Source organism: Fibrobacter sp. HC4 (genome assembly GCF_023373925.1).
In the GTDB taxonomy this organism is placed as follows: domain Bacteria; phylum Fibrobacterota; class Fibrobacteria; order Fibrobacterales; family Fibrobacteraceae; genus Fibrobacter.
On record NZ_JALCZV010000005.1, the window covers coordinates 81,564 to 101,177 of the forward strand.

The following is a 19,614-nucleotide window of genomic DNA, read 5'->3' on the forward strand; positions in this document are numbered from 1 at the left end:
AAACATTAACTACAGTTTTGATTCTTTATTCTTTTTAAAAGGGCAAAAAAGCCCCCTCCAATTATATTTTTACATCGGAAATACAATGTCTAATTTCATCAAAAACTCTTTACGAGGATAAAATGAATCTTAAGCTGAAATCTCTGGCAACACTCTCTGCAGCAGCCACCTTCGCCCTCATGGCAACTGCTTGCGGTGACAGTTCTTCTTCCGGTGCCAATTCCGACGACCCTGCAGTTCTCCCTGCAGATACCACTAGCGGAACCGGCAACACCACGCCTGTAGACACTTTGCCGGCAGGGGAAACCCCCGTTGACACTACGACTGTTCCTGTTGTTCCGGGCGACACCACCGTCGTTCCCTCAGACACCACTGAAGAGTTCGTGTTGACCATTCCTGAAGAAGCCACCGAGATTACTCCGGCCATCAACATCCCCGCAGAAACCGGCATCGGCCTCCTGGTGGATGACTTCGAAGACGGTGACGGCGTGGCCCTGATTAACGAAGCAGGCTGGTACACCTATAGCGACAAGGACAACAAGGGCAATTCCACCATCCTTACCCCGGTAGACGATAACGGCTACCCCAAGGCACGTCGTTCCGACAACGGCACTGATTACGCCTTTGCAGTCTACTATAACCTGGACAAGGGTGGTTACGAATATGATCCGTATGTAGGCTGGGGCGTCTATATCGCCAGCAACGACATGGATTTTACCAAATACGGCGGAGTTACCTACTGGTTCAAGGGTGACGCTCATGAAATCCATGTAGAAATCTCTGACGTTGAAGACTACGACGTACATCTTGCAACTGTCAAGGCATCCCGTGTGTGGAAGAAGGTGGAAGTCCGCTTCAAGGACCTGACTCAGGGTGGCTGGGGCGAAAAGGTTGAATTCAACGCAGCCCATATCGAAAAGATCAGCTTCCAGGCCAAGGGTAAGGCAAGAATGGACTCCGTTCTTATCGACAACCTGTACCTGCAGGACACCAGCGAAGTGGCTAAGGACGTGGCCGACATGACCATCAAGGATCCTGAATTCCCGGAAAACGTCATTGGCGACATCACCATCAGCAACCCGCTGCAGGCAAAGGCAATGCAGTTGCTGGACAAGGGCATCAACATTACCAACTGGCTCGAAGATGCAAATTACACCTTCAATGGCAAGTTCAAGTTTGACGAAAGCGACATCAAGCTGATGGCCGAAAATGGAATCAAGGCTCTGCGCCTCCCCATTGACCTGGATGCTTACGCCACCAACCGCGACGACGTCGTTGCCGGTAAGGCTGCCGCCCTGGAATTTGACGACAAGAACCTCTTCGCCGTTCTGGATTCCTTCGCCACCTGGACTGAAAAGGCAGGCATGTCCTTCGTTATCGACTACCATGAATACGACAACGGCTACAACAAGGAAACCGCAGCCGATCCCCAGTACGTAACCATGATGGCAAACGTCTGGAAGCATGTGGCCCAGCACTATGCAAGCAACAGCCGCGAAAGCATCTTCTTCGAACTTTTGAACGAACCGGATATGTCCAACGGCGCAGTCACTTCCGCCTCCTGGCGCAAGGCTGCACAGGAAATCATCGACTCCATCCGTACCGTCGACAAGAACCACATGTTGGTCTTCGGCGATGCAGAATGGTACTCCATCAGCAACCTTGCCAAGGGCGAACCGCTGAACGACGACAAGATCATCTACGCCGTTCACACTTACGATCCGTTTGAATTCACCCACCAGGGTGCAAGCTGGAGCGACACCAAGACCATCAAGAACCTGATGTTCCCCTACGACAAGGAAAAGTGGAGCGAATACTCTGCAGACTTCGGCGTAACCAAGTCCACAGTAAGCTATATCAAGTCCAACATCAAGAATTACTACAAGCGCGGCAGCAAGGAATTCATCATGAGCGTTGTCCTCCCCGCCAAGAATTGGGCTGTAAAGAACAACGTTCCGGTGATCATCAACGAATTCGGTGCGCTGAATACCGGTGCCGACGCACAGTCCGTGCTGAACTACATGACCGCCCTCCGCGAAATCAGCGAAGAACTTGAAATTCCGCTGCAGCACTGGGGTTACACCGGTCAGTTCGCTCTCTTCGAATCCGCAGCAGGTTCTCAGCAGGGCACCAAGCTGATCGACGGCATGAAGGAAGCCTACTTCGGCAAGTAATTCGATCTAGAAATTCATTCTCCTCCTAAACACGAAAGACCGTCTCTTATGGGACGGTCTTTTGGTATTTACGACCCCTAATTTTTATAGATTTTAGAGGAATAGATAATTTGGATTTTTATTTTGAAAAAGCTGATAAAAAAACGCATACATAAAACGAGACTTGTGAAAAAGCTGGTAGGTTCCGTAGCCCTCTTTTCGGCGACGGTCATGGCCGCAGGTTTTTACGGCAACCAGAGCGATATCAAATGGAAGACTGCAGGAACACAGCACTTCCAATTCCATTATCCCGCAGAATACACCGATCACGCGGCCAAGGCATCGGCTTACGCCGAGGCTGTCTACGACAGCGTCGTCGGTCGTTACCACGACCTGCCCGGCCGCGTCAACGTCACACTGAACAACGCCCTCTACAGTAACGGCAGCGCCATCCCCAGCGAAAACGCACTGAACCTGTGGCTCACCAACTGGGACTTTAAGGTTCGCAGTTCCCATGGCTGGCTCACCGACGTGGTGACCCACGAATTCAGCCACCTGGTCAGTATCGAAAGCGGAAGCAAGTTTAACCCCCACGTATACGGCCTTCAGCTCAGCTACACCGACTATTACAACGAACGCACCACCAGCGATTTCGCCAGCCTGCTGCCCTTCACCCTGCAGCCCCTCTGGCTTGCCGAAGGTACGGCACAATATGAATCCAGCCGCATGGGCTTTGACGGATGGGACACCCACCGTGACATGCTCCTCCGCGTGGCCGCCCTGAACGACAGTCTGCTCAGCCTGGAATACATGCACGACTTTTCGGACAATTCCCTCTTTGCGGAATTGGGCCCCTACACTCAGGGATTCGCCCTGGTCCGCTACATCGACAAGCATTACGGTGAAGACGCAGTCCCAAAAATCTGGGAAAACCTTTCTAAATACCAGCGCATGACCCTGGATGGTGCCATCAGAAACGTTCTTGGCATTAGCGAGCAGGAACTTTACGACGCCTGGAAAAAGGAAATCACAGAAGCTTACACCGCGCAGAAAGACTCCCTGGGAAAACTGGTCGAAGGCACCAAGCTTACCGAAGACGCTTTCTGGAATGACTTTCCCATCGTAGCAGGCAAGCACCTCTACGGCGTTTCCAACTTTGGCGGCGCATGGTTTGATGGCGGCCTGTTCAAGATGCCTCTCGAAGAGGAAAAGGACAGCACCGAAGCAAACAAGGATAGTTCCGCCGTAGATACCGCCAACGTAAAAGTGGAAATTGGAGAAGTGGACATCGAAGGCGCAGACAGCACCATCGACATATCCGATTTCGCAAAGACAGGATTCAAACTGAAAAAGGCATGGCTGGATAAGGGCATCGACGTCTACGAAGATTCCATCCGCGGACCTATGCTAGCCTACGTCACCTACCAGAACCGCGACAAGGATGGCCACGCCCATTTCGACATCGCCGTAGCCGACACCAACAAGAATGAAATCACGGTATCCTACCTGACAGATGCAGTATATCCTGCAATCGATCCTCAAGGTACAACCATCGCTTTTGTCCGTCGCGAACCCTACAGCACACGCTTCGTCCTGAGTAAGGTTTCCTTCCCCAAGGATCTTAAGGATTACGAAACGGAAGAACCAGTAGACTTGTACGTTCCTGATTCCAGCCTCCGGTACTATAACATCTATAGTCCGAAATTCAGCCCCGACGGAAAGAAGATTGCTTTCGGCTTCTTCGATAACGAAACCCGCGGCATCGCCCTGCTGGACTCCGACGGAAAGAACTTCAAGATTATCAGTAACACGAAATTTGACGAACGTGACGTAAACTGGCTGAACAACGAAAAGATTGTCTTCTCCAGCAACAGAAACGGAATCTTCAACCTTATAGAGAAGAACATCTATACCGGCGTAGAGCATGCCCTGACCAACGTAGTTGGTGGCGCATTCACTCCGACCCTGGCAGGGGATACACTGTACTATACCAACTACGACAAGGACGGATTCTCCCTGTATAAGTTGGCCTACAGCATTTTTGTTCCCGCTTCTTCAGACACAACAGTTAGCGTTACCCAACGAGATTCCACCATCCAGATTGCAGATACAACCTGGAGCGTCTGCAACGCTGACACAACAAGTGGCGACACCGCCCTCACCGATTCCACCGTCGCAGACTCCGTGGCTCCCTGCACACCGCAGCCCTCCATCGCCCTCCGCGACTCCATCATAAAAATCGCAGACACCACCAGAACCATTACCTCCCACGAAGGTTCCAAGGAAATTGTTCTCAAGGGAGCCCCCTTACAGCGCGTGGTCAAGGCAATTGATTTCCAGGAATTGGAATTTGCAGGCATCGAAGAAGACTATAAGCCAATTCCGTCAGTTCCCCTGTTTGTTCCCATGGTAGCCTTCTCGGAAAACGCTCCGGACCTAACAGTCTTTGGAGACGGCCAAGTCAAGGCCAAGGCCGGTCTGGCAGTACTTCTCACTGACCCCCTCAAGAAGAACACCATCCAGATGGGACTCTTGCTGGAAATAGGTTCCGGCTTTGACTACATCAACGGAAGCGGTCTAAACCCCAGGCAAGAAAAGGAATTCTTCATTTCCTGGGAAAACCGCAGCACACCCATTGATTTGAGTCTCGCCTACTCCTACGCCAACTACACCAGCATGGACACCATCCGCTACGAAGATCCTCGAGCCTATGGAGATTCAATCGGCACCACCCATTATGCAGTCCCCATGCAATCCGTTATGGGTGCCGCAGGCTACAGCATTTTCAAGACCATCGACACGTTGCAATTCGCCCTCAGTTACGACTGGGCCAACTTCAACCTTTACGAAGACAACTTTGACTGGACTTACCAAAAGCGCGTTACCGCCTTATTCGCCCTTGGCCTCTATGGCGACCATAGCGAAGGCGGCACCGGAATTGACGGACAAGGCAATGGTCTGTTCCTTTACTATCAGACGTCCAACTCGGATTTGTATCGTCCGGGAACATTCTCCGAAAGCTTTACCGTCGACGCCTCTGGCAAGATTACCCCCAAGTACAGGAACTTCACCCTGAACCAGGTGGGCATCGATCTCTACGGAAGTCTGCAGAGTCCCTGGACAGGAGCCCGCCTTGCAGCAGGCGGAAAAATCAACGGGATCTTCAAATGGCATACCGACACCAAGGAAGACACCCTGGACACCTACTATTATCTCCCGCTATTCCTGGAAGGTTACCCCTACCTCCGCAGTTCCGAAGACTATACCCTGGCAGGCACCAGAACCGCCATGGCCGAAGTCCACTACCTGTTCCCCATCTACAGCGACTGGCGCAAGTCTGCATGGATCTTCAGCACCCGCGATTTCTACTTCGACTTGTTCGCCCAGATTGGTGCAGCATGGAACGGCAGATGGTTCGATCCTCACAAAATGACCAAGGGCAAATTCTGGGATCGCGACGTAGGCCTGAGTTTCCGCTGGAGCAACAAGCTGTTCTATAGCATTCCCCTGGATATCAGCCTGACATTCGCCCGCGGCCTCAGTCGCATCGGTGAAGACGAAAATCTAGAGGGAGGCCGCAAGCTGAATCCTATCGACTTGCCCATCATTCCCGAATGCATCGCCCCCACCCGAATCAAGTTTGCGGTTGGCATGGGCTTCCTCAACACTTGGCAGTAGCCAATACCCACAATAGCAGAAAGACCTCCGCATCAGCGAAGGTCTTTTTAAATTACTTGTGAATTTGATTGGCCTCGTTAGGCAATAACTGTCCCGGACTTGTCCTTTGGGCATCCTCTCCCTTGAAGTTGGGATTAAAGGCCTTTAACTGAGCCTGTTTCAAATCAGCCTGAACATCCAACAAATGCATTTCCCACAGTCGCATGGCTTCATCCAGTTCCTGGCGTGCATTCAGCATAAATTCTTTCAGCTGATTCAGTTCCAGCATCTTTTCGCGTTTCATCATCCAGAGTTCTTCTTCCTCCGGCATGCGTTCAATATTGAACAGCAAGTTCAGATAGTCTTCTTCAGCCTTTCTATAGGCCTTATACATATCCACGTAAACCAGGTGGCGGTCGTCTACCATCGTCTGCTGAGGCGAGGGATGGCTAGCACAACCAGCCAACAAGGCCGCGACAAAAGCTGCAGGAACCAAGCGACGCATTACTCGTTACCCTCTTCGCCAGGCTTTATGGTATTGAACATACGTTCCACGGTAATATGGCTGGTGAAGGTCACCGTATCGCGAGTTTCCGGATTCACCATGGTATGGGTACCGACCTTGGTTTCATGAGAAAGGCAGGGGATACCGGTCTTGGGGTCAATCATGATTTCGTAGCGGGTCTGGTATTCAGCCTTAAGGCCCTTGTTATACTTCTTGAACTTTTCGTCTACGATCTTGGAATTGACATGCTGTTCCCAAATGAAATAGGGGAAGCTTTCCGTTTCCTGCAAATAAACCACATAATCCAGGCAGCGACGATGGTCGCGATTTTCAAAACCGCGGACAACCACAGAATCAACCTGGATCAAGGCGAAATTCAATCGGCCTTCATCCTTCAGCTTTTGCGTGATGTTTCCCTTGGCAGGAATTTCACCCACCAGCAGGTGATCCATTTCCCAGCGGTGCTTTTCGGCACGGGCCAGGTGAGGCTTAAATTCAGGATTCAGCAACTGTTCGTGCCACAGCTTGGGCATGGGCAGTTTCGTCACAATGCTATCGTAGCCTTCGTTCAGACCGTCAATGCTAACGACCTTGCGATCGATGGCAGCCAAGTCCACAGACTTTGCACGCCAGGCCAGAGCCGTCGGGTAATAGTTCTTCAGGTAGCCACTGGAATTGTCGATGACGTAATCCCTATGGACCTTGGTGGTATCGCCCGATGTTGAATACTGAATTTTCACATTGGTCAAGGTATGAGTACCAACGCGTTCGTCACCCTTTTCATCGAGAGTGGTGATATAGCTTTCGGCAATCATTTCCATTTTAACCGGTTCCGAAAGCGTATAGTTCATGGTCACGGGAAAATCACCGCAAGCCACCAGGGCTGCACTCAAGGCAATGGCGGAACCCGCCAGGATCAAATTACTCTTCTTCATAAAATTAGCGGGTCTTTACAAGTTGAATATCCTTGGTAGCAAGCACTCGGCCATCGGCGCTAAACTCGATCATGACTGAACCGGGTTTGCGATGCTTGCACATTTCGCGGGCCAGCATCATGCCACCATGTCTAGACTTACCCTGCAAGGTATACACACCCATCTTTTCGGTAACCTTTACATCGCGAGACCAGATTTCGGCACCCTTCTGAGCCGTAGAACCTTCGTAAAAGGCAACCTTCAAGTTGGTAAAGTCGAAGTTCTTGCCATACTTGAACTGCACTACCATCTGGTCGGCCAAATCAAATTCACTGGTCGTATCGGCAACAACCATGGAGCCGGCATTCCAGTCACGGCCACAGACAATGGAAGGTTCTTCGGTAGTGCATCCGGCAAAAATTGCAAGAGCGAAAGCCATCATGGCAAGGAACAACTTTTTCATAACACCTCTTTTCTTACTATAGGTAAAGTAGCAAAAATGGAACATCTAATTGTGTAATAAAAATTTTAGCGGGACAGTACAAACATCATTTCCATATGGGGAGTCTGTGGGTAGAAGGCAAAACCTTCCGCCTGCTTCAAGCTGAACCCTGCCACAGCAAACTTGGCATAATCACGGGCTAAGGTGACGGGGTCGCAGGAAACATAAATCAGACGGTTTACGGAACTGGCAATAATGGCCTCCAGCGCCTCCTTGGGAAGTCCTGTTCTAGGAGGGTCCACAATAAGCGTAGCAGGAACATCCACCACATGGTTGGCCAGCCAGTCTTCGGCAGGGGCAGAAACATTTTCGCAGTTGGCGGTACCCGCTAGATTCACCTTGGCATGCTTAAGGCAACCGTCTTCACGTTCCACCGTCGTCACGCGTTTAAACTTGTCCTGCAAAAGGGCGGCAAAGAAGCCTACGCCGCTGAACAGGTCAATCAGCCATTCATCGCTGGATTCTCCGGAGGCGATACCAGCCTCCACAGCCTTACGAACGCTTTCCACCAGTTCCGGCAACAATCCTAAATTACTCTGGAAAAACACCGACGAATCGGACTCGATTTTCTTGCCGCAAATATCCACCACGCTGACCGCATTCTTTTCAAAATCGGACTTGGGCATACCGCGATAGAAATAGCTGACATCGCCCGCACCGTTATCAAAGATGTTCAGTTCGCGGGCATCGCGGTTAGCGGCACAAAGTTCCCGGCCGGCACCGTTCAGGAATTCATTCAGGGCAGGTGTCAGTACAGGGCACTTCTTGAAAGGCACCACATCGTTGCTTTCCTGACCGCGGAAACCGAAAGCTCCTCTTTCGCCCTTGCCGCGGTCGCCGCAATAAACTACGCGGGCACGATTGCGATATTCCCAAGGTTTACCAAAGTGAATTCTAAAATCGGCAGGCAGTTCCGTATGAGCCAGGCGCTTAAAGTTTTCCCGTTCCACACGTTCCATATATTCAATCTGCCTTGATGCATCCAGGTGCTGCAGGCTACATCCGCCGCACTTGCCATAATGGGGGCAAAACGGCTTTACGCGATCTGGAGATTCCTCTACGATTTCGATAGCCTTTCCGCGGGTAAAATCTTTCTTGGAAAAGGTTAGCAGAACCTTGCACAATTCCCCAGGCAGGGCTCCCTGCACAAAGCAAATTCGGCCATCGGGCAAACGGGCCATGCCATCGCCACCCTGAACCATTTTTTCGATCCGCAGTTCATAAAAGCGGGTTTCGCGGGATTCTGTTTTTCTACGGAAATTAGCCATAAATCAAATTCTAGGTTCGCTTGATGGTAGGCACACTAGCCAACAATTTTTTCGTATAATCATCCTGGGGATTGGTCAAGACAACGTCGGCGTCGCCACGTTCAACCACCTTGCCAAAGTACATGACCAGGACTTCGTCACTTAACGCACGGACCACCTGCATATCATGACTGATGAACACGATGGAAAGCCCCAGGTCATTTCGCAGGTCATTCAACAAATGCAGAATCTGCGCCTGCACAGACACGTCAAGGGCGCTTGTCACTTCGTCGCAAAGCAAAATTTTAGGCTGCACCATCAGACTGCGGGCGATGCACAGGCGCTGTCGCTGGCCACCGGAAAATTCATGAGGGAACTTGTCCAGGGCTCCATTGGGAATCGACACGCGGTCTAACAGTTCACGAGCCCGCTTCTCGGCTTCTTCAAAGGATGCTCCCCGAGCCACCACCGGCGCGGTCAAAATTTCAGAAACGGTCTGCCTCGGATTGAGACTGCTAAAGGGATCCTGGAAAACCATCTGCATCACGTCCGAAATGCGGAGTCCCTTGCCACCTGCGGCACGGCCCCCTTCCTGGCCAAAGACCTTGAAACTTCCGGAAGCAATGGGATTCAGGCCCACAAGGGCCTTTACAAGGGTAGACTTTCCACAGCCCGACTCCCCCACAATAGAAAGGATCTTTCCCTGGGGTAAGGTAAAGCTGACATGATCCACAGCCGTAAAGTAGCTCTGGACCTTGCTCAGAACGCCCCCGCGAATGGGGAACTTTACAGTCAGGCCATCCACCTCCAGGGCGGGGATAGAAGACGGGATTCCATTAGCAGATTCAGACATCTGTTATTTTTCCACTTCGCCATCGAGGCTAGCCAAAGCCTCTTGTACATTTTGTTCGGTTTTCAGGAGAATCTGGCGGCACTTGCGCAACAGTTCTGTCGCTTCCTGAACCTGGCCAGCCAATTCGTCAATTTCCATTTCGGAATTGTCAATCCGTTCCAAAATGGACTCCAGACGATCCATGGCATTTTTGTACTCAAAATTTTCTTCACTCATAAACAGGAATATAGAAGATTTGCTAAAATGTTTTGTATGGGAAAACTACTTTTCGCCCTATTTAACGCAGGTGCCGCCATCCTCATGGGAGCACTTCTTGTCGCATGCCTAGACATTCCCGACGCCCCAAGCACCTCTTCGGTCATCACAGGCGCGTCTGTCGTCGTAGAACAATTCGGCAAGCAGGACTCCACCCTTCGAAAAATCAATTCCAATGAGTCCTCGGCTCTAATTGCAAAGGTTCGACCCAGCAAGTATAAAGATGATGTTTCCTACTACTGGTATAACGATCAGGAACTTATTGATAGTGGACGGACATTCCCCATATCCTCAAAAAATGCCCTAGCAGGGCAGACAAATCCTAACCGCATCCCGAACAAGGTCGTCATTCACGATCAAGACGGCAATTCCATCGAGAGGGAATTCACAGTTATTATCAATGCACCCCCTATGTTGAGCGAGACAACCATTCCCTCCGACGGAGACACTCTAATCGGGGATCGCCACACCGCCTTTCTTTTCAAGTGGAGCAGTAGCGACAACGACAGGAACCAGCTGCTGGAACATGTGATTACAATCGACCACACAAATTATGCAGTGGGTGAACTCAATGAAATCAGGCAATCGGGACTTGCAAAGGGCAAGCACTCTTTCCGAGTCATTGTGACCGATCCCCTGGGCGATAGCGATACCACTTCCATAAGGACGTTCTACGTTAAAGAATCTTCCGGAGGTAAACAGTGAAAATAGCCTCCCTCCTCACCGCCCTTATTGCAATCGCAATTGTCGCCTGCACCAATTCCGACAATTATATTTTTGACGAACGCGACCACCAGGAAGTCCGGGTAGACGCCTTCATCACACAGACCTTTGACGAAACTTCCGTTCGAATCAAGAACGACACTGTCGCCCCCAACGATTCCCTGATTTTTCTGTCTTCTGTATATCCATCTAAAGCCATTCGCAGCCAGGATATCTTCTGGACCCTTGACGGAACACCCTTTGCCACAGAGTATAGTTTCAAGGCTTCAGTCAAGACACCCGGCCTGCATAAAGTCGCATTCGTCCTGGTAGACTTCTTTGGCGATACCATCAGCGACACAATCACCCTCTATGCAGCCATTCCTCCCACACTGAACTTGAAAAAAATCATTCCGGCAAACAGCACCCAGGAAATTCCACCCAACGAAGACATCAACTTTTCCTGGTACACCACAGAACAAGACCGATACTGGGATACATATTACCACTTCGTCTTAAAAGAAGCCTTCCCGACATCCCAAAAAGACAACGGCATCATTCTGGACACAATCCTAAGTTCATCGACTTTCAGCTACAACAAAGGCCTTGCTCCGCTCACCAAATACACTTGGTCTGTATCGGCCTACAACGAACTGGATATGAAATCCTCGCAATCCATCGAGGGTGAGTTCTATACCGCCGGCCTTTCGAACGAAAGTGGAATTCTCGCTACGGTCATTCCCCCGTCTAAACAGATTCCCCAATCTATCCAAGTCACGATTATCAGCAATTCCGGCGACACTCTGTACAGGGCAAAGGAATTTCACGCCGATTCCGCAGGAAGATTCTACATCAAGCCAATCACCCCAGGCAAAATAACATTCATCGTATCTGCCAGCGACACTCCCGACTTACAGCCAATTATAAGGGAAATTTCCCTTAAGGAAAATCAGGTATACAGCCTTGATTCGCTGCAGTTCGCCGACATCACGCCCCCAACAATTTCTTCCATCGACAATAAAGATACCCTCCTCCTCCAGGACACCTTGAATTTCATCTTAAAGGATGGCGGAGGCAACGTCGTACTTTCCACAAGTTCTGCAAAGCTTGACGGAAACATCATCCTGGATTACAACATTAGTAGAGACACCCTTAAGGTGATAATGCCCATCTCCAGCACATGGACCTACCGAATTCTATCCATTGAAGTTTACGATCAGAGCGGAAACAAGAGCACTCGGAACTTTTATCTGTACTCCGACAAAACATACAGAGAGGATCCATAATGAGAAAGCTATCCTTCTTACCGCTTCTCGCCTGTATGCTGGTCGCATGTGGCAGCGACGCCCTTATCGGAGAACCAGAGAACGTTCTTAGCCAACAGGTGTACGTGCTACCATCGGGAGCAAGTTTATCGAACGACAACCGTTCCCACTACGTCATCGGCGACACCATCTATCTGGAAGCAAACCAGACCTACAAATTTTATGCAGGGTACACCCTCAACGACGAACCCGTCAACGAGGCTAGTTCTCTATACGCCAGTCTGCTTTGGGAACTTGACGGTCAGTTCTTCAACATAGAATCGTTCCAATACGCCTTCACTTCATCCGGAATAAAAAAAGGATTCCTTGAAACAGTAGACCTATACGGAGACACCGTTCGCACTCATTTTGAAGTTCTAGTCAACACACCCAATAGAATTCAGCTGGAATATCCCGCTAACGGTTATAACCAAGTAGAACGAAACAACGAAAAGGGCATTCCCCTCCGCTGGAAGACCGAGGGGCTGGATCCATGGGAAACAGCTTACTGCACCATTTACGCCAGCGATGAAAAGGATGACATCTGGGCCAGTTCCCTAGGCACCACAGACTGCAACAACAATATCAGCCTCAAAGGCATCGTAAACGAAGACCTTCCAAGTAACACGGTCTACTGGGCCGTCAGCATGCTCGTCACAAACGATGCAGGCAAGGGCTATACGACAACTACAGATGTCTTTAGTTTTACCACTAAAACCGAAGAGCAATCCCTATTGACCATTCCGGTCATCTATAGGGGTTTCTCCTACGATCAGACGGTCAACACAGAAATCATCCTGACCAATGCTGCAGGCGACACCTTGCAAGTCGTTACGAATAGTGAATCTCACTCCGAAATTCAGGTTCCCGTGGAGGCCCAGACAGGTCTACACATTTACGCCCGCGACATTAGCAGACCGGAATACACAGCAAACAAGCAAGAAGTAGACATTCCCGAGAGTACAGCCATTACGGCAAGCACCATTTACTTTACGGATGATATTCCTCCGCAACTGGCACCAAACAAAACTAGCGCAGCCCATTCAGACACAATCTACTTCAACGTCATCGATATGGGTTCTGGAGTAAATCCCGCAAAGATTCGGGTCACATCAGGGTCAGACAATCTAACCTACAGTTTCCGGAATTCCCTACTCGCCATACCAAACCCCTGTAAATATTCCTGTTCCATTGTTATCGAAGGCGAAGACTACGCCAACAATCCGTTCCCAAATACATACTGGGTTCTAGAAAACATCAACGAACAGGTCGTCATTAGCGGGCCATTCCTTAGGGAGGGGTTCTAAGATGAAAACCATACTCTCGACCCTACTCGTCATTCTGGCATTGTTTACTGGAGCTCATGCTCAAAAGCTTTTGCATGTATCTACAATCCCCAGCAATGCAGATATCTATATCGGCACCTCCAGGCCAGACCTTGCAGATAAGCCCGACTATGTTTCATCAGCATTTGTCAGCGTATCCGAAGAACAAGCTCTCATGGGAGAAGTTTTACTGCACCTGTTCCGTCCGGAATTCACCGACACCACCATCCGAGTTACACTTTCTCCAAAAGACACTTCCTACCTGATCGTATCCCTGCACCCCACCTATGACGACAATCTGATCAAGGAACAAAACGACATTGTCGCCAAGAGGGGTCGTCGCAGTTTCGGATACAAGATGATGATCGGCTCGGCAATCCCCCTATTCGTTAGCGGAATTGCAGGTGCTGTCACCTATTACCAGATATCCCGCGCCGAAGATGCCAAGAAGACTCTAGAAAAAACTCGGATACATTCACAGTCCTATGAAAATGCAAAACAGGACTTCCGTGATTCCAGAGACAAGGCAAAAACCGCACGCAAGACAACTATCGCAGGCCTCGCAACAGGCGCCACTCTGCTCACCTTAGGATTCATCCTTTCGTTCTAGGCATTTCTATGAAAAAAATTCTTCTTCTATTATTGACTGCAGGCATCACGTTCCTGTTCGCTGCCGAGGATCACGGCGTTAGAGCCAAGGTCGACCTGGTTTCCGGCGTCACTCAATACGCCCAGTTTATCGGCATCCAACAGGATTCAGTCCTCCTTGGCGGAAACATCAAGGGACAGTTTACCATTATCAAGATTGCCAAGAACCGATTCAAGAGCATTGTTGACGAACAGGGCAATGACTTATTGAATCCCAAAGCCCAACAAGTCGCAGACACCACAGCCACCCAGGCAGATTCTTCCCAGGAAGCACTCCCGGAACAATCTACCGAGGCGTCCACCGAACAATCCGAAGAACAAAGACAGCCCACCTTCCTGGACTCCGTGGCAGGAAAGCACATCTTTGTAGCCCTAGAAAAAAGATCCATTGATTCAGCTCTCGATGCACAGCTTTCTCCAATATTACTCCAGCTGATCAAGGAATCAGGAACACCCCTTGTCGTCGCCAACAGGACTCAATTCGGTTACTGCAGAAGTTCCGCCTGCATCAAGGATTCGCTGGCACTCTACGGAGCAGCCTCCGTATACCAGGGGAGCATCTCTGCCGGCGCAAGCCAGGATTCCCTGACACTCTACATGACACATCTCGACTTGACCGATTCAACGGCAAAGCCCCTTACCGCAACCGTAAACCTCTCTGTTTTCAATGGCTTAGGCGACGCCATTACCGACAACAAACTTTCCAACTTCATCAAACAACTCAAGGGAGAACCGCTCCCCACCAAGAAAAGAAACGTCAGCTACGTCAAGTTGGAATCGGAACCGGAAGGTGCCACAATTACCATCCCCGGCAAGGACGACATCTGTAAGACACCCTGCACATTCGCCCTCCAGGACACCGAAAAAGTTGATATCTACGCCTACTGGAAAGTCAATAGCCAAATCTGGGGCGCAAAGAAGACCATCAAACCGATTCCCTATGACACCACAAAACTTTCTGTAAAGCTAAAGAAGGTCAAACCGGAACTTCGCGTATTCACCATTCCCGAAGGGGCCTACATTTACGCAGGATCCTCACCCATTTCCCCCACCTCACACGCCATTGGAAAGTCCCCCAACAAATTCGACCTAAACGACATTGGCAGTTCATTTATTCAAATTCGTAAAGAGGGCTTCAAGGACACACTTGTTTCTTTCTATGCCAGTCCCACAGACCCGACCAGTGTAAATGTCACCCTGCAACCCATTACAACCCCCGTTGAAATGGAAATCCAGAATGCATGGGTCAAGGAACAGAAAAAGAACTTCATAGGCAAGGTCCTGATGGGTTCGTCCATCGCCCCCCTGCTGGCAGGAGCACTTCTATCCTATCTCGCCAACCAGGATTACGACGATGCCCGCCACATCAAAGACCAGTTAAACATTCCCTCGACGTTAAATGGCAGCCATTACCAGGCCCAGGTGAACAAGAACCACGACCTGGTCAAGAAGGGCGACCGCAAGTTAACTGTCGGCGGATCCCTAATTGGAACTGGGATATTAATGTTTGGAGTAGGTTTTTTACTCACTTTTTAGCCATTATCCTCAAAATCGCCCCACGACAACTGTAATAAAAAATTAGATTTACACTGATGCGTAAAATATTTGCAATTTTGTCTTTTATCGCTGCCGCCTCACAGGCCGCAGACTTTGAACGTTCCAACTGGCGTACCCAGCTCTATGTGCAGGGTGAGCCCGCTTTCCTGAACTTTAAGGGTGAAAACGGCATCCTAGACGAAGGTATCGATGCTGAAGTCATGACAGTGCCCATCTCTGCCGGTGCACTCTGGTCTCCCCTCATCACCCCCTTCTGGAAGGCCGATATTCCCTTTACTATCTGGCTGGGTGTGGAAGTCAACTCCATCCAGTTCGGTACCATCGAAGATAGTCCCGAATACACCGTTCCCGATGAAGTGAATGGTGGCAAGCGCAAGGGCGAACAGAACGACCGCGAACTGTCTTTCATGACTTACGCTCCGTCCTTCCTCGCCGGTTTCTCCGTAAACCTGGTCGGCGACCTGGACCTCCGCGTTCTCGGCGGCTTCGGCTTCCACTTCTTCTCGTTCTATGACGACTATCTGGGCAACACCGAAACCCACACCGAAATTCTCAATACGGCCTTTGTCTCTGGCGCTTTGGAATACCGCATCACCGAAGTGTTCAAGGACGTGGACCTGAAGATCGGCCTGAATGTCCGCAAGGAATTCATGCCCTACGAAGACATTACAGCCCGTACCAAGGATGCAAGTGCAAGCCCGTCTCCCTACTCCGACCTGACCATGACCAAGGTTGAGTACAAATGGCCTGTACGCGTCGGCCTGGAAATTTCTCTGGACTTCGGCCGCGAAAGCCGCCGTGACCGCCAGATGCGCTTCAAGCTCCATGACCGCGACGACGTACTCCGTCAGAACAGCGAAGTCAAGGACACCCTGTCTGACTGGGACTGCATGGCCATTGAACGCGACTACCGCTTCTACCTCGACGATGACGGCAACCTGCCCGACATGAGCGAAGCATTTACTCGTACTCAGTTCACCGACGTGCTCGAAAGCTACCTGGCCTTCTGCCACCCTGCAGACCTGGCCACCAAGGAACAGCTCTACGCCACCATGGACTCCAGCAAGGTTGAACTTAAGGAATACCAGATACGCCAGGAAGACGGCCGTTTCGATCAGGTCATGGCTAGCAACGACCCCGAAATGCTGCAGATGTTCATCGAATACTATCCGGACTCTCCGCGCCGTGCAGAAGTTGAAGCCAAGCTTCGCTCTCTCAGCGAATACGACAAGTTCCGCGTCATCCAGGCACAGAACACCTTCAAGGCATTCCTCGCCTACTTGAATGACAATCCCAACGGAGCCTTCCGCGACGAAGCCGAAACCGGAATCTTCGAACTGGTTAAGGCAGGCAACCGCGTCAAGGACTACGAAATCTACCTGAAGCGTTTCCCCGACGGCAGATACGTCAACGAAGCAAAGGAAGCCATCAAGAGAGCTTCTGGCGAATCTTCTGTGATCGAATACCAGACTGGCGAAACCTACGACACCACACCTGAGGCCGAACCGGAACAGGAAGTTGTCGAACAGGAAGAAGAAGAAGAACCGGCACCGTCCAAGTCCAAGAAGAGTGGCAAGAAGGACAAGAAGGATAAGAAAGCCAAGAAAGACAAGAAAGCTTCCAAGAAAGCCAAGGGCAAGAAAAAGAAGTAATTAACTTGTTCTAAAAAATTTAAAAGCGCAGTCCTTATGGCTGCGCTTTTTCTTATTGTCATAATCTAGACAGTTAGCTTTTCTATATTTGCCTACCATGATTTACAACTTGATTATCGACTGGTACAACGCCCACCTGAACTACGGCACAATCACCCTCCTCATGGCCGTAGAAAGTTCTTTCATCCCGTTCCCGTCTGAATTGGTAGTTCCCCCTGCAGCCTATAAGGCTCTCCAGCCCGATTCCGGTCTGAACATCGTACTGATCGTGCTCTTCGCAAGCATCGGCGCCATGATCGGCGCATTCATCAACTATTATCTGGCAAAGTTCCTGGGTCGTCCCATTATCTACAAATTCGCAGACAGCCGCCTGGGCCACTTCCTGCTTCTGGACGTTCAGAAGGTTCAGAAAGCCGAAGATTATTTCCGTGAACACGGCGTCATTTCCACTTTTGTCGGCCGTCTCATCACCGTGATCCGTCAGCTGATTTCCATTCCCGCAGGCATCGCCGGCATGAAGGTTCTGCCCTTCGCCATTTTCACATTCCTGGGCGCAACCATCTGGAACTGCGTGCTGGCCTTCCTTGGCTACTTGGCTCACGGTCAGAAGGATATCATCGAAAAGTACAACTCCGAGTTGGGAATTGCACTTCTCGCCTTTGGCGTTCTATTTATCGGTTATATGGTCTGGAACGCTGTCAAGCCCAACAAGAAAAAGGGCGACAACAAGCAGGACTAGGCACCAGCCTGTTCCTCGATACTTCCATCCTTAGTACGTCGGGCACCAAGCCCAATGAACATCAACGATAGAATCAAGTAGACGTAGTTCAAAAATCCGCCGTTTTTGGCATACACTGTTTCATGGGCAGACGTAGGAACGTCAGAGATAAACAGCCTATCGTATCCCACATCCTTAAACGGTCTCCGATTGACCTCTCGGCCGTACTCGTCGCTGACAAGCGAAACGCCATCATAGGAAGTCACAACCAGATTCACACCGTGTTCCACCGCGCGAACCGCCAAGGATCTGTAATGAAAATCATTTATACCATCCCAAGCCCATGACGGAATAAAGAGTAACTGAACCTTGGGATCCAGGGGTCTAAGAAAATCCGAGAAATTGCCGTCGTAACAAATGGCAAAAGAAACAATATGGGCCTTCCCCCCTATTTCCAGAGGGACCGCAGGTAGCTTTTCACGCCCCACATCCAGATCAAAGGATTCTACCAGGGGAACAGGTTTATGCTTGTTATACTCGTATAAAATCTTTCCCTGGTTATTTATCAGTACAACCTTGTTCTGGAAGAGCCCTTCTCGGCTGTTATCCGTATCATAGACACCTAGGGACAGCAAGATGGGCATATTGAATTTACGGGCATACTCCGAGGCATTGGCAATAAAATCACCCTCACTCGAATCTGCAACGGCAAAGGCCTCCTCGCTAAAAACCAACATCTGCGCACGTTCACGGTAAGCCGATTCTGCAAGCGTGTTAAAGCTACGGAGATAACGTTCGTAACTCAAGGTTTCCCAGCTACCATCCTTGCGTTGATCGACTTTAGGCCCAATTGCCTGGGCAATTCGCACCGTATCAGACGATTCATCATGAGCCATCTGGAAAATGCCCCAGGCATGCATGGCCACCAAGGCTAGCAACATGCCAAGTCCTATACGTTTGGCACCATCACGGTTCCAATGCATAATCACGTATACGGCTACGGAACCCACAAAAGTTATAAGAAAGGTAAGTCCGAATTCCCCCACAACAGACAAAACCTGGAATATGGCCCTATTGTCGTACTGGGCATAGGATAAGTTGTTCAGGGGAATAAGATCGCAAGCCGAAAAAACAAGGTTCAAGGTACCGTATACCGTGGGGAAAACCAGCGTATTGACAAAGGGAGCCTCCTTAACACAATAGCGAACGTCCCATGCAAAAGGAACCCAAAAAAGACAAGCCTGCAAAGCCGTAAATACCAGGCACTCTTTTTCAAGCCCCACACCAAGAACCCCATAAAAACGGACACACAGGCCCACGGCCAAGAATATATAGAGAATGGCCTGGCTAAAGCGATGTTCACTCAGACGGCAATAGTACAGAAAGCAGAACGGCCAGATCCAGACACCCAGGACATACAAAACCTTAAAGTCCGGGAACATCGAGGGCAAGAACATAAACACGCAGCCCACCACCAGCAGCAGCAACGGTAGATTTGACTTGCCGTATTCTCCAACGTATGACGTAAAACGTTTCAGGAAACTCTGGATAAACTTCATTTAAGACACCTCAACCCTTTACACATCCTCTAATATAACTACGAATGTAATAAAAAGTAAGAA

At 50.1% G+C, this 19,614-nt stretch carries 16 protein-coding genes; 9 read left to right on the forward strand and 7 right to left on the reverse strand.

Annotation, left to right across the window (positions count from 1 at the left end):
* Positions 1–122 precede the first annotated feature (122 nt).
* Both MMG03_RS04690 and MMG03_RS04695 read left to right on the forward strand, forming a co-directional pair.
* Positions 123–2,174, forward strand: a complete 2,052-nt coding sequence (locus MMG03_RS04690) for a cellulase family glycosylhydrolase (protein WP_249505752.1) — start codon at positions 123–125, stop codon at positions 2,172–2,174.
* 165 nt (positions 2,175–2,339) lie between these two features.
* Complete coding sequence (locus MMG03_RS04695) at positions 2,340–5,831, forward strand: hypothetical protein (protein WP_249505753.1); 3,492 nt, start codon at positions 2,340–2,342, stop codon at positions 5,829–5,831.
* 52 nt (positions 5,832–5,883) lie between these two features.
* On the opposite strand, the gene MMG03_RS04700 is transcribed toward MMG03_RS04695, so the two are convergent.
* From MMG03_RS04700 to xseB, 6 genes are all read right to left on the reverse strand, one after another.
* Positions 5,884–6,315, reverse strand: a complete 432-nt coding sequence (locus MMG03_RS04700) for a hypothetical protein (protein ID WP_073157146.1) — start codon at positions 6,313–6,315, stop codon at positions 5,884–5,886.
* On the reverse strand, positions 6,315–7,250 hold the full coding sequence (locus MMG03_RS04705) for a hypothetical protein (RefSeq protein ID WP_073157149.1): 936 nt from the start codon (positions 7,248–7,250) through the stop codon (positions 6,315–6,317). Before MMG03_RS04705 ends, MMG03_RS04700 begins: the two co-directional genes overlap by 1 nt.
* Before the next feature lie 4 nt (positions 7,251–7,254).
* Entirely contained in the window at positions 7,255–7,692 is a 438-nt protein-coding gene (locus MMG03_RS04710; protein ID WP_083539634.1) for a hypothetical protein, read from the reverse strand.
* A 65-nt stretch (positions 7,693–7,757) separates the two neighbouring features.
* Positions 7,758–8,999, reverse strand: a complete 1,242-nt coding sequence (locus MMG03_RS04715; RefSeq protein ID WP_249505754.1) for a class I SAM-dependent RNA methyltransferase — start codon at positions 8,997–8,999, stop codon at positions 7,758–7,760.
* Positions 9,000–9,009: 10 nt separating this feature from the next.
* The gene (locus MMG03_RS04720; RefSeq protein WP_073157157.1) at positions 9,010–9,831 is read right to left on the reverse strand and encodes an ABC transporter ATP-binding protein; all 822 of its coding nucleotides are present in this window, start codon (positions 9,829–9,831) and stop codon (positions 9,010–9,012) included.
* 3 nt (positions 9,832–9,834) lie between these two features.
* Positions 9,835–10,047: an exodeoxyribonuclease VII small subunit gene (gene xseB, locus MMG03_RS04725; RefSeq protein WP_073157160.1), complete on the reverse strand. Its 213-nt coding sequence runs from the start codon at positions 10,045–10,047 to the stop codon at positions 9,835–9,837.
* A gap of 36 nt (positions 10,048–10,083) precedes the next feature.
* Here xseB and MMG03_RS04730 point away from each other — a divergent pair, with 36 nt between their 5' ends.
* The 7 genes from MMG03_RS04730 to MMG03_RS04760 all read left to right on the forward strand — a co-directional run bounded on the left by MMG03_RS04730 (position 10,084) and on the right by MMG03_RS04760 (position 18,013).
* A complete protein-coding gene (locus MMG03_RS04730) occupies positions 10,084–10,791 on the forward strand; it encodes a hypothetical protein (RefSeq protein ID WP_073157163.1) in 708 nt (235 codons plus the stop codon).
* On the forward strand, positions 10,788–12,074 hold the full coding sequence (locus MMG03_RS04735) for a hypothetical protein (protein ID WP_249505755.1): 1,287 nt from the start codon (positions 10,788–10,790) through the stop codon (positions 12,072–12,074). Before MMG03_RS04730 ends, MMG03_RS04735 begins: the two co-directional genes overlap by 4 nt.
* Complete coding sequence (locus tag MMG03_RS04740; RefSeq protein WP_249505756.1) at positions 12,074–13,399, forward strand: hypothetical protein; 1,326 nt, start codon at positions 12,074–12,076, stop codon at positions 13,397–13,399. Before MMG03_RS04735 ends, MMG03_RS04740 begins: the two co-directional genes overlap by 1 nt.
* Before the next feature lies 1 nt (position 13,400).
* Positions 13,401–14,027: a hypothetical protein gene (locus tag MMG03_RS04745; protein ID WP_073157171.1), complete on the forward strand. Its 627-nt coding sequence runs from the start codon at positions 13,401–13,403 to the stop codon at positions 14,025–14,027.
* A gap of 8 nt (positions 14,028–14,035) precedes the next feature.
* Complete coding sequence (locus MMG03_RS04750; protein WP_139258200.1) at positions 14,036–15,601, forward strand: hypothetical protein; 1,566 nt, start codon at positions 14,036–14,038, stop codon at positions 15,599–15,601.
* 56 nt (positions 15,602–15,657) lie between these two features.
* The gene (locus MMG03_RS04755; RefSeq protein WP_249505757.1) at positions 15,658–17,274 is read left to right on the forward strand and encodes a tol-pal system YbgF family protein; all 1,617 of its coding nucleotides are present in this window, start codon (positions 15,658–15,660) and stop codon (positions 17,272–17,274) included.
* A gap of 97 nt (positions 17,275–17,371) precedes the next feature.
* Positions 17,372–18,013 carry a DedA family protein gene (locus MMG03_RS04760; protein ID WP_073157180.1) on the forward strand — a complete coding sequence of 214 codons (642 nt, stop codon included), beginning with the start codon at positions 17,372–17,374 and terminating at the stop codon, positions 18,011–18,013.
* Here MMG03_RS04760 and MMG03_RS04765 read toward each other — a convergent pair.
* The gene (locus MMG03_RS04765) at positions 18,010–19,551 is read right to left on the reverse strand and encodes a nitrilase-related carbon-nitrogen hydrolase (protein WP_088658591.1); all 1,542 of its coding nucleotides are present in this window, start codon (positions 19,549–19,551) and stop codon (positions 18,010–18,012) included. The genes MMG03_RS04760 and MMG03_RS04765 overlap by 4 nt on opposite strands.
* Between the last annotated feature and the right edge of the window lie 63 nt (positions 19,552–19,614).

Coding starts and splice junctions, on each gene's coding strand:
- MMG03_RS04690 (WP_249505752.1), top strand. CDS start 123: ATGAATCTTAAGCTGAAATCTCTGGCAACACTCTCTGCAGCAGCCACC.
- xseB (WP_073157160.1), bottom strand. CDS start 10,047: ATGAGTGAAGAAAATTTTGAGTACAAAAATGCCATGGATCGTCTGGAG.
- MMG03_RS04730 (WP_073157163.1), top strand. CDS start 10,084: ATGGGAAAACTACTTTTCGCCCTATTTAACGCAGGTGCCGCCATCCTC.
- MMG03_RS04715 (WP_249505754.1), bottom strand. CDS start 8,999: ATGGCTAATTTCCGTAGAAAAACAGAATCCCGCGAAACCCGCTTTTAT.
- MMG03_RS04700 (WP_073157146.1), bottom strand. CDS start 6,315: ATGCGTCGCTTGGTTCCTGCAGCTTTTGTCGCGGCCTTGTTGGCTGGT.
- MMG03_RS04760 (WP_073157180.1), top strand. CDS start 17,372: ATGATTTACAACTTGATTATCGACTGGTACAACGCCCACCTGAACTAC.
- MMG03_RS04710 (WP_083539634.1), bottom strand. CDS start 7,692: ATGAAAAAGTTGTTCCTTGCCATGATGGCTTTCGCTCTTGCAATTTTT.
- MMG03_RS04745 (WP_073157171.1), top strand. CDS start 13,401: ATGAAAACCATACTCTCGACCCTACTCGTCATTCTGGCATTGTTTACT.
- MMG03_RS04750 (WP_139258200.1), top strand. CDS start 14,036: ATGAAAAAAATTCTTCTTCTATTATTGACTGCAGGCATCACGTTCCTG.
- MMG03_RS04755 (WP_249505757.1), top strand. CDS start 15,658: ATGCGTAAAATATTTGCAATTTTGTCTTTTATCGCTGCCGCCTCACAG.
- MMG03_RS04720 (WP_073157157.1), bottom strand. CDS start 9,831: ATGTCTGAATCTGCTAATGGAATCCCGTCTTCTATCCCCGCCCTGGAG.
- MMG03_RS04705 (WP_073157149.1), bottom strand. CDS start 7,250: ATGAAGAAGAGTAATTTGATCCTGGCGGGTTCCGCCATTGCCTTGAGT.
- MMG03_RS04765 (WP_088658591.1), bottom strand. CDS start 19,551: ATGAAGTTTATCCAGAGTTTCCTGAAACGTTTTACGTCATACGTTGGA.
- MMG03_RS04740 (WP_249505756.1), top strand. CDS start 12,074: ATGAGAAAGCTATCCTTCTTACCGCTTCTCGCCTGTATGCTGGTCGCA.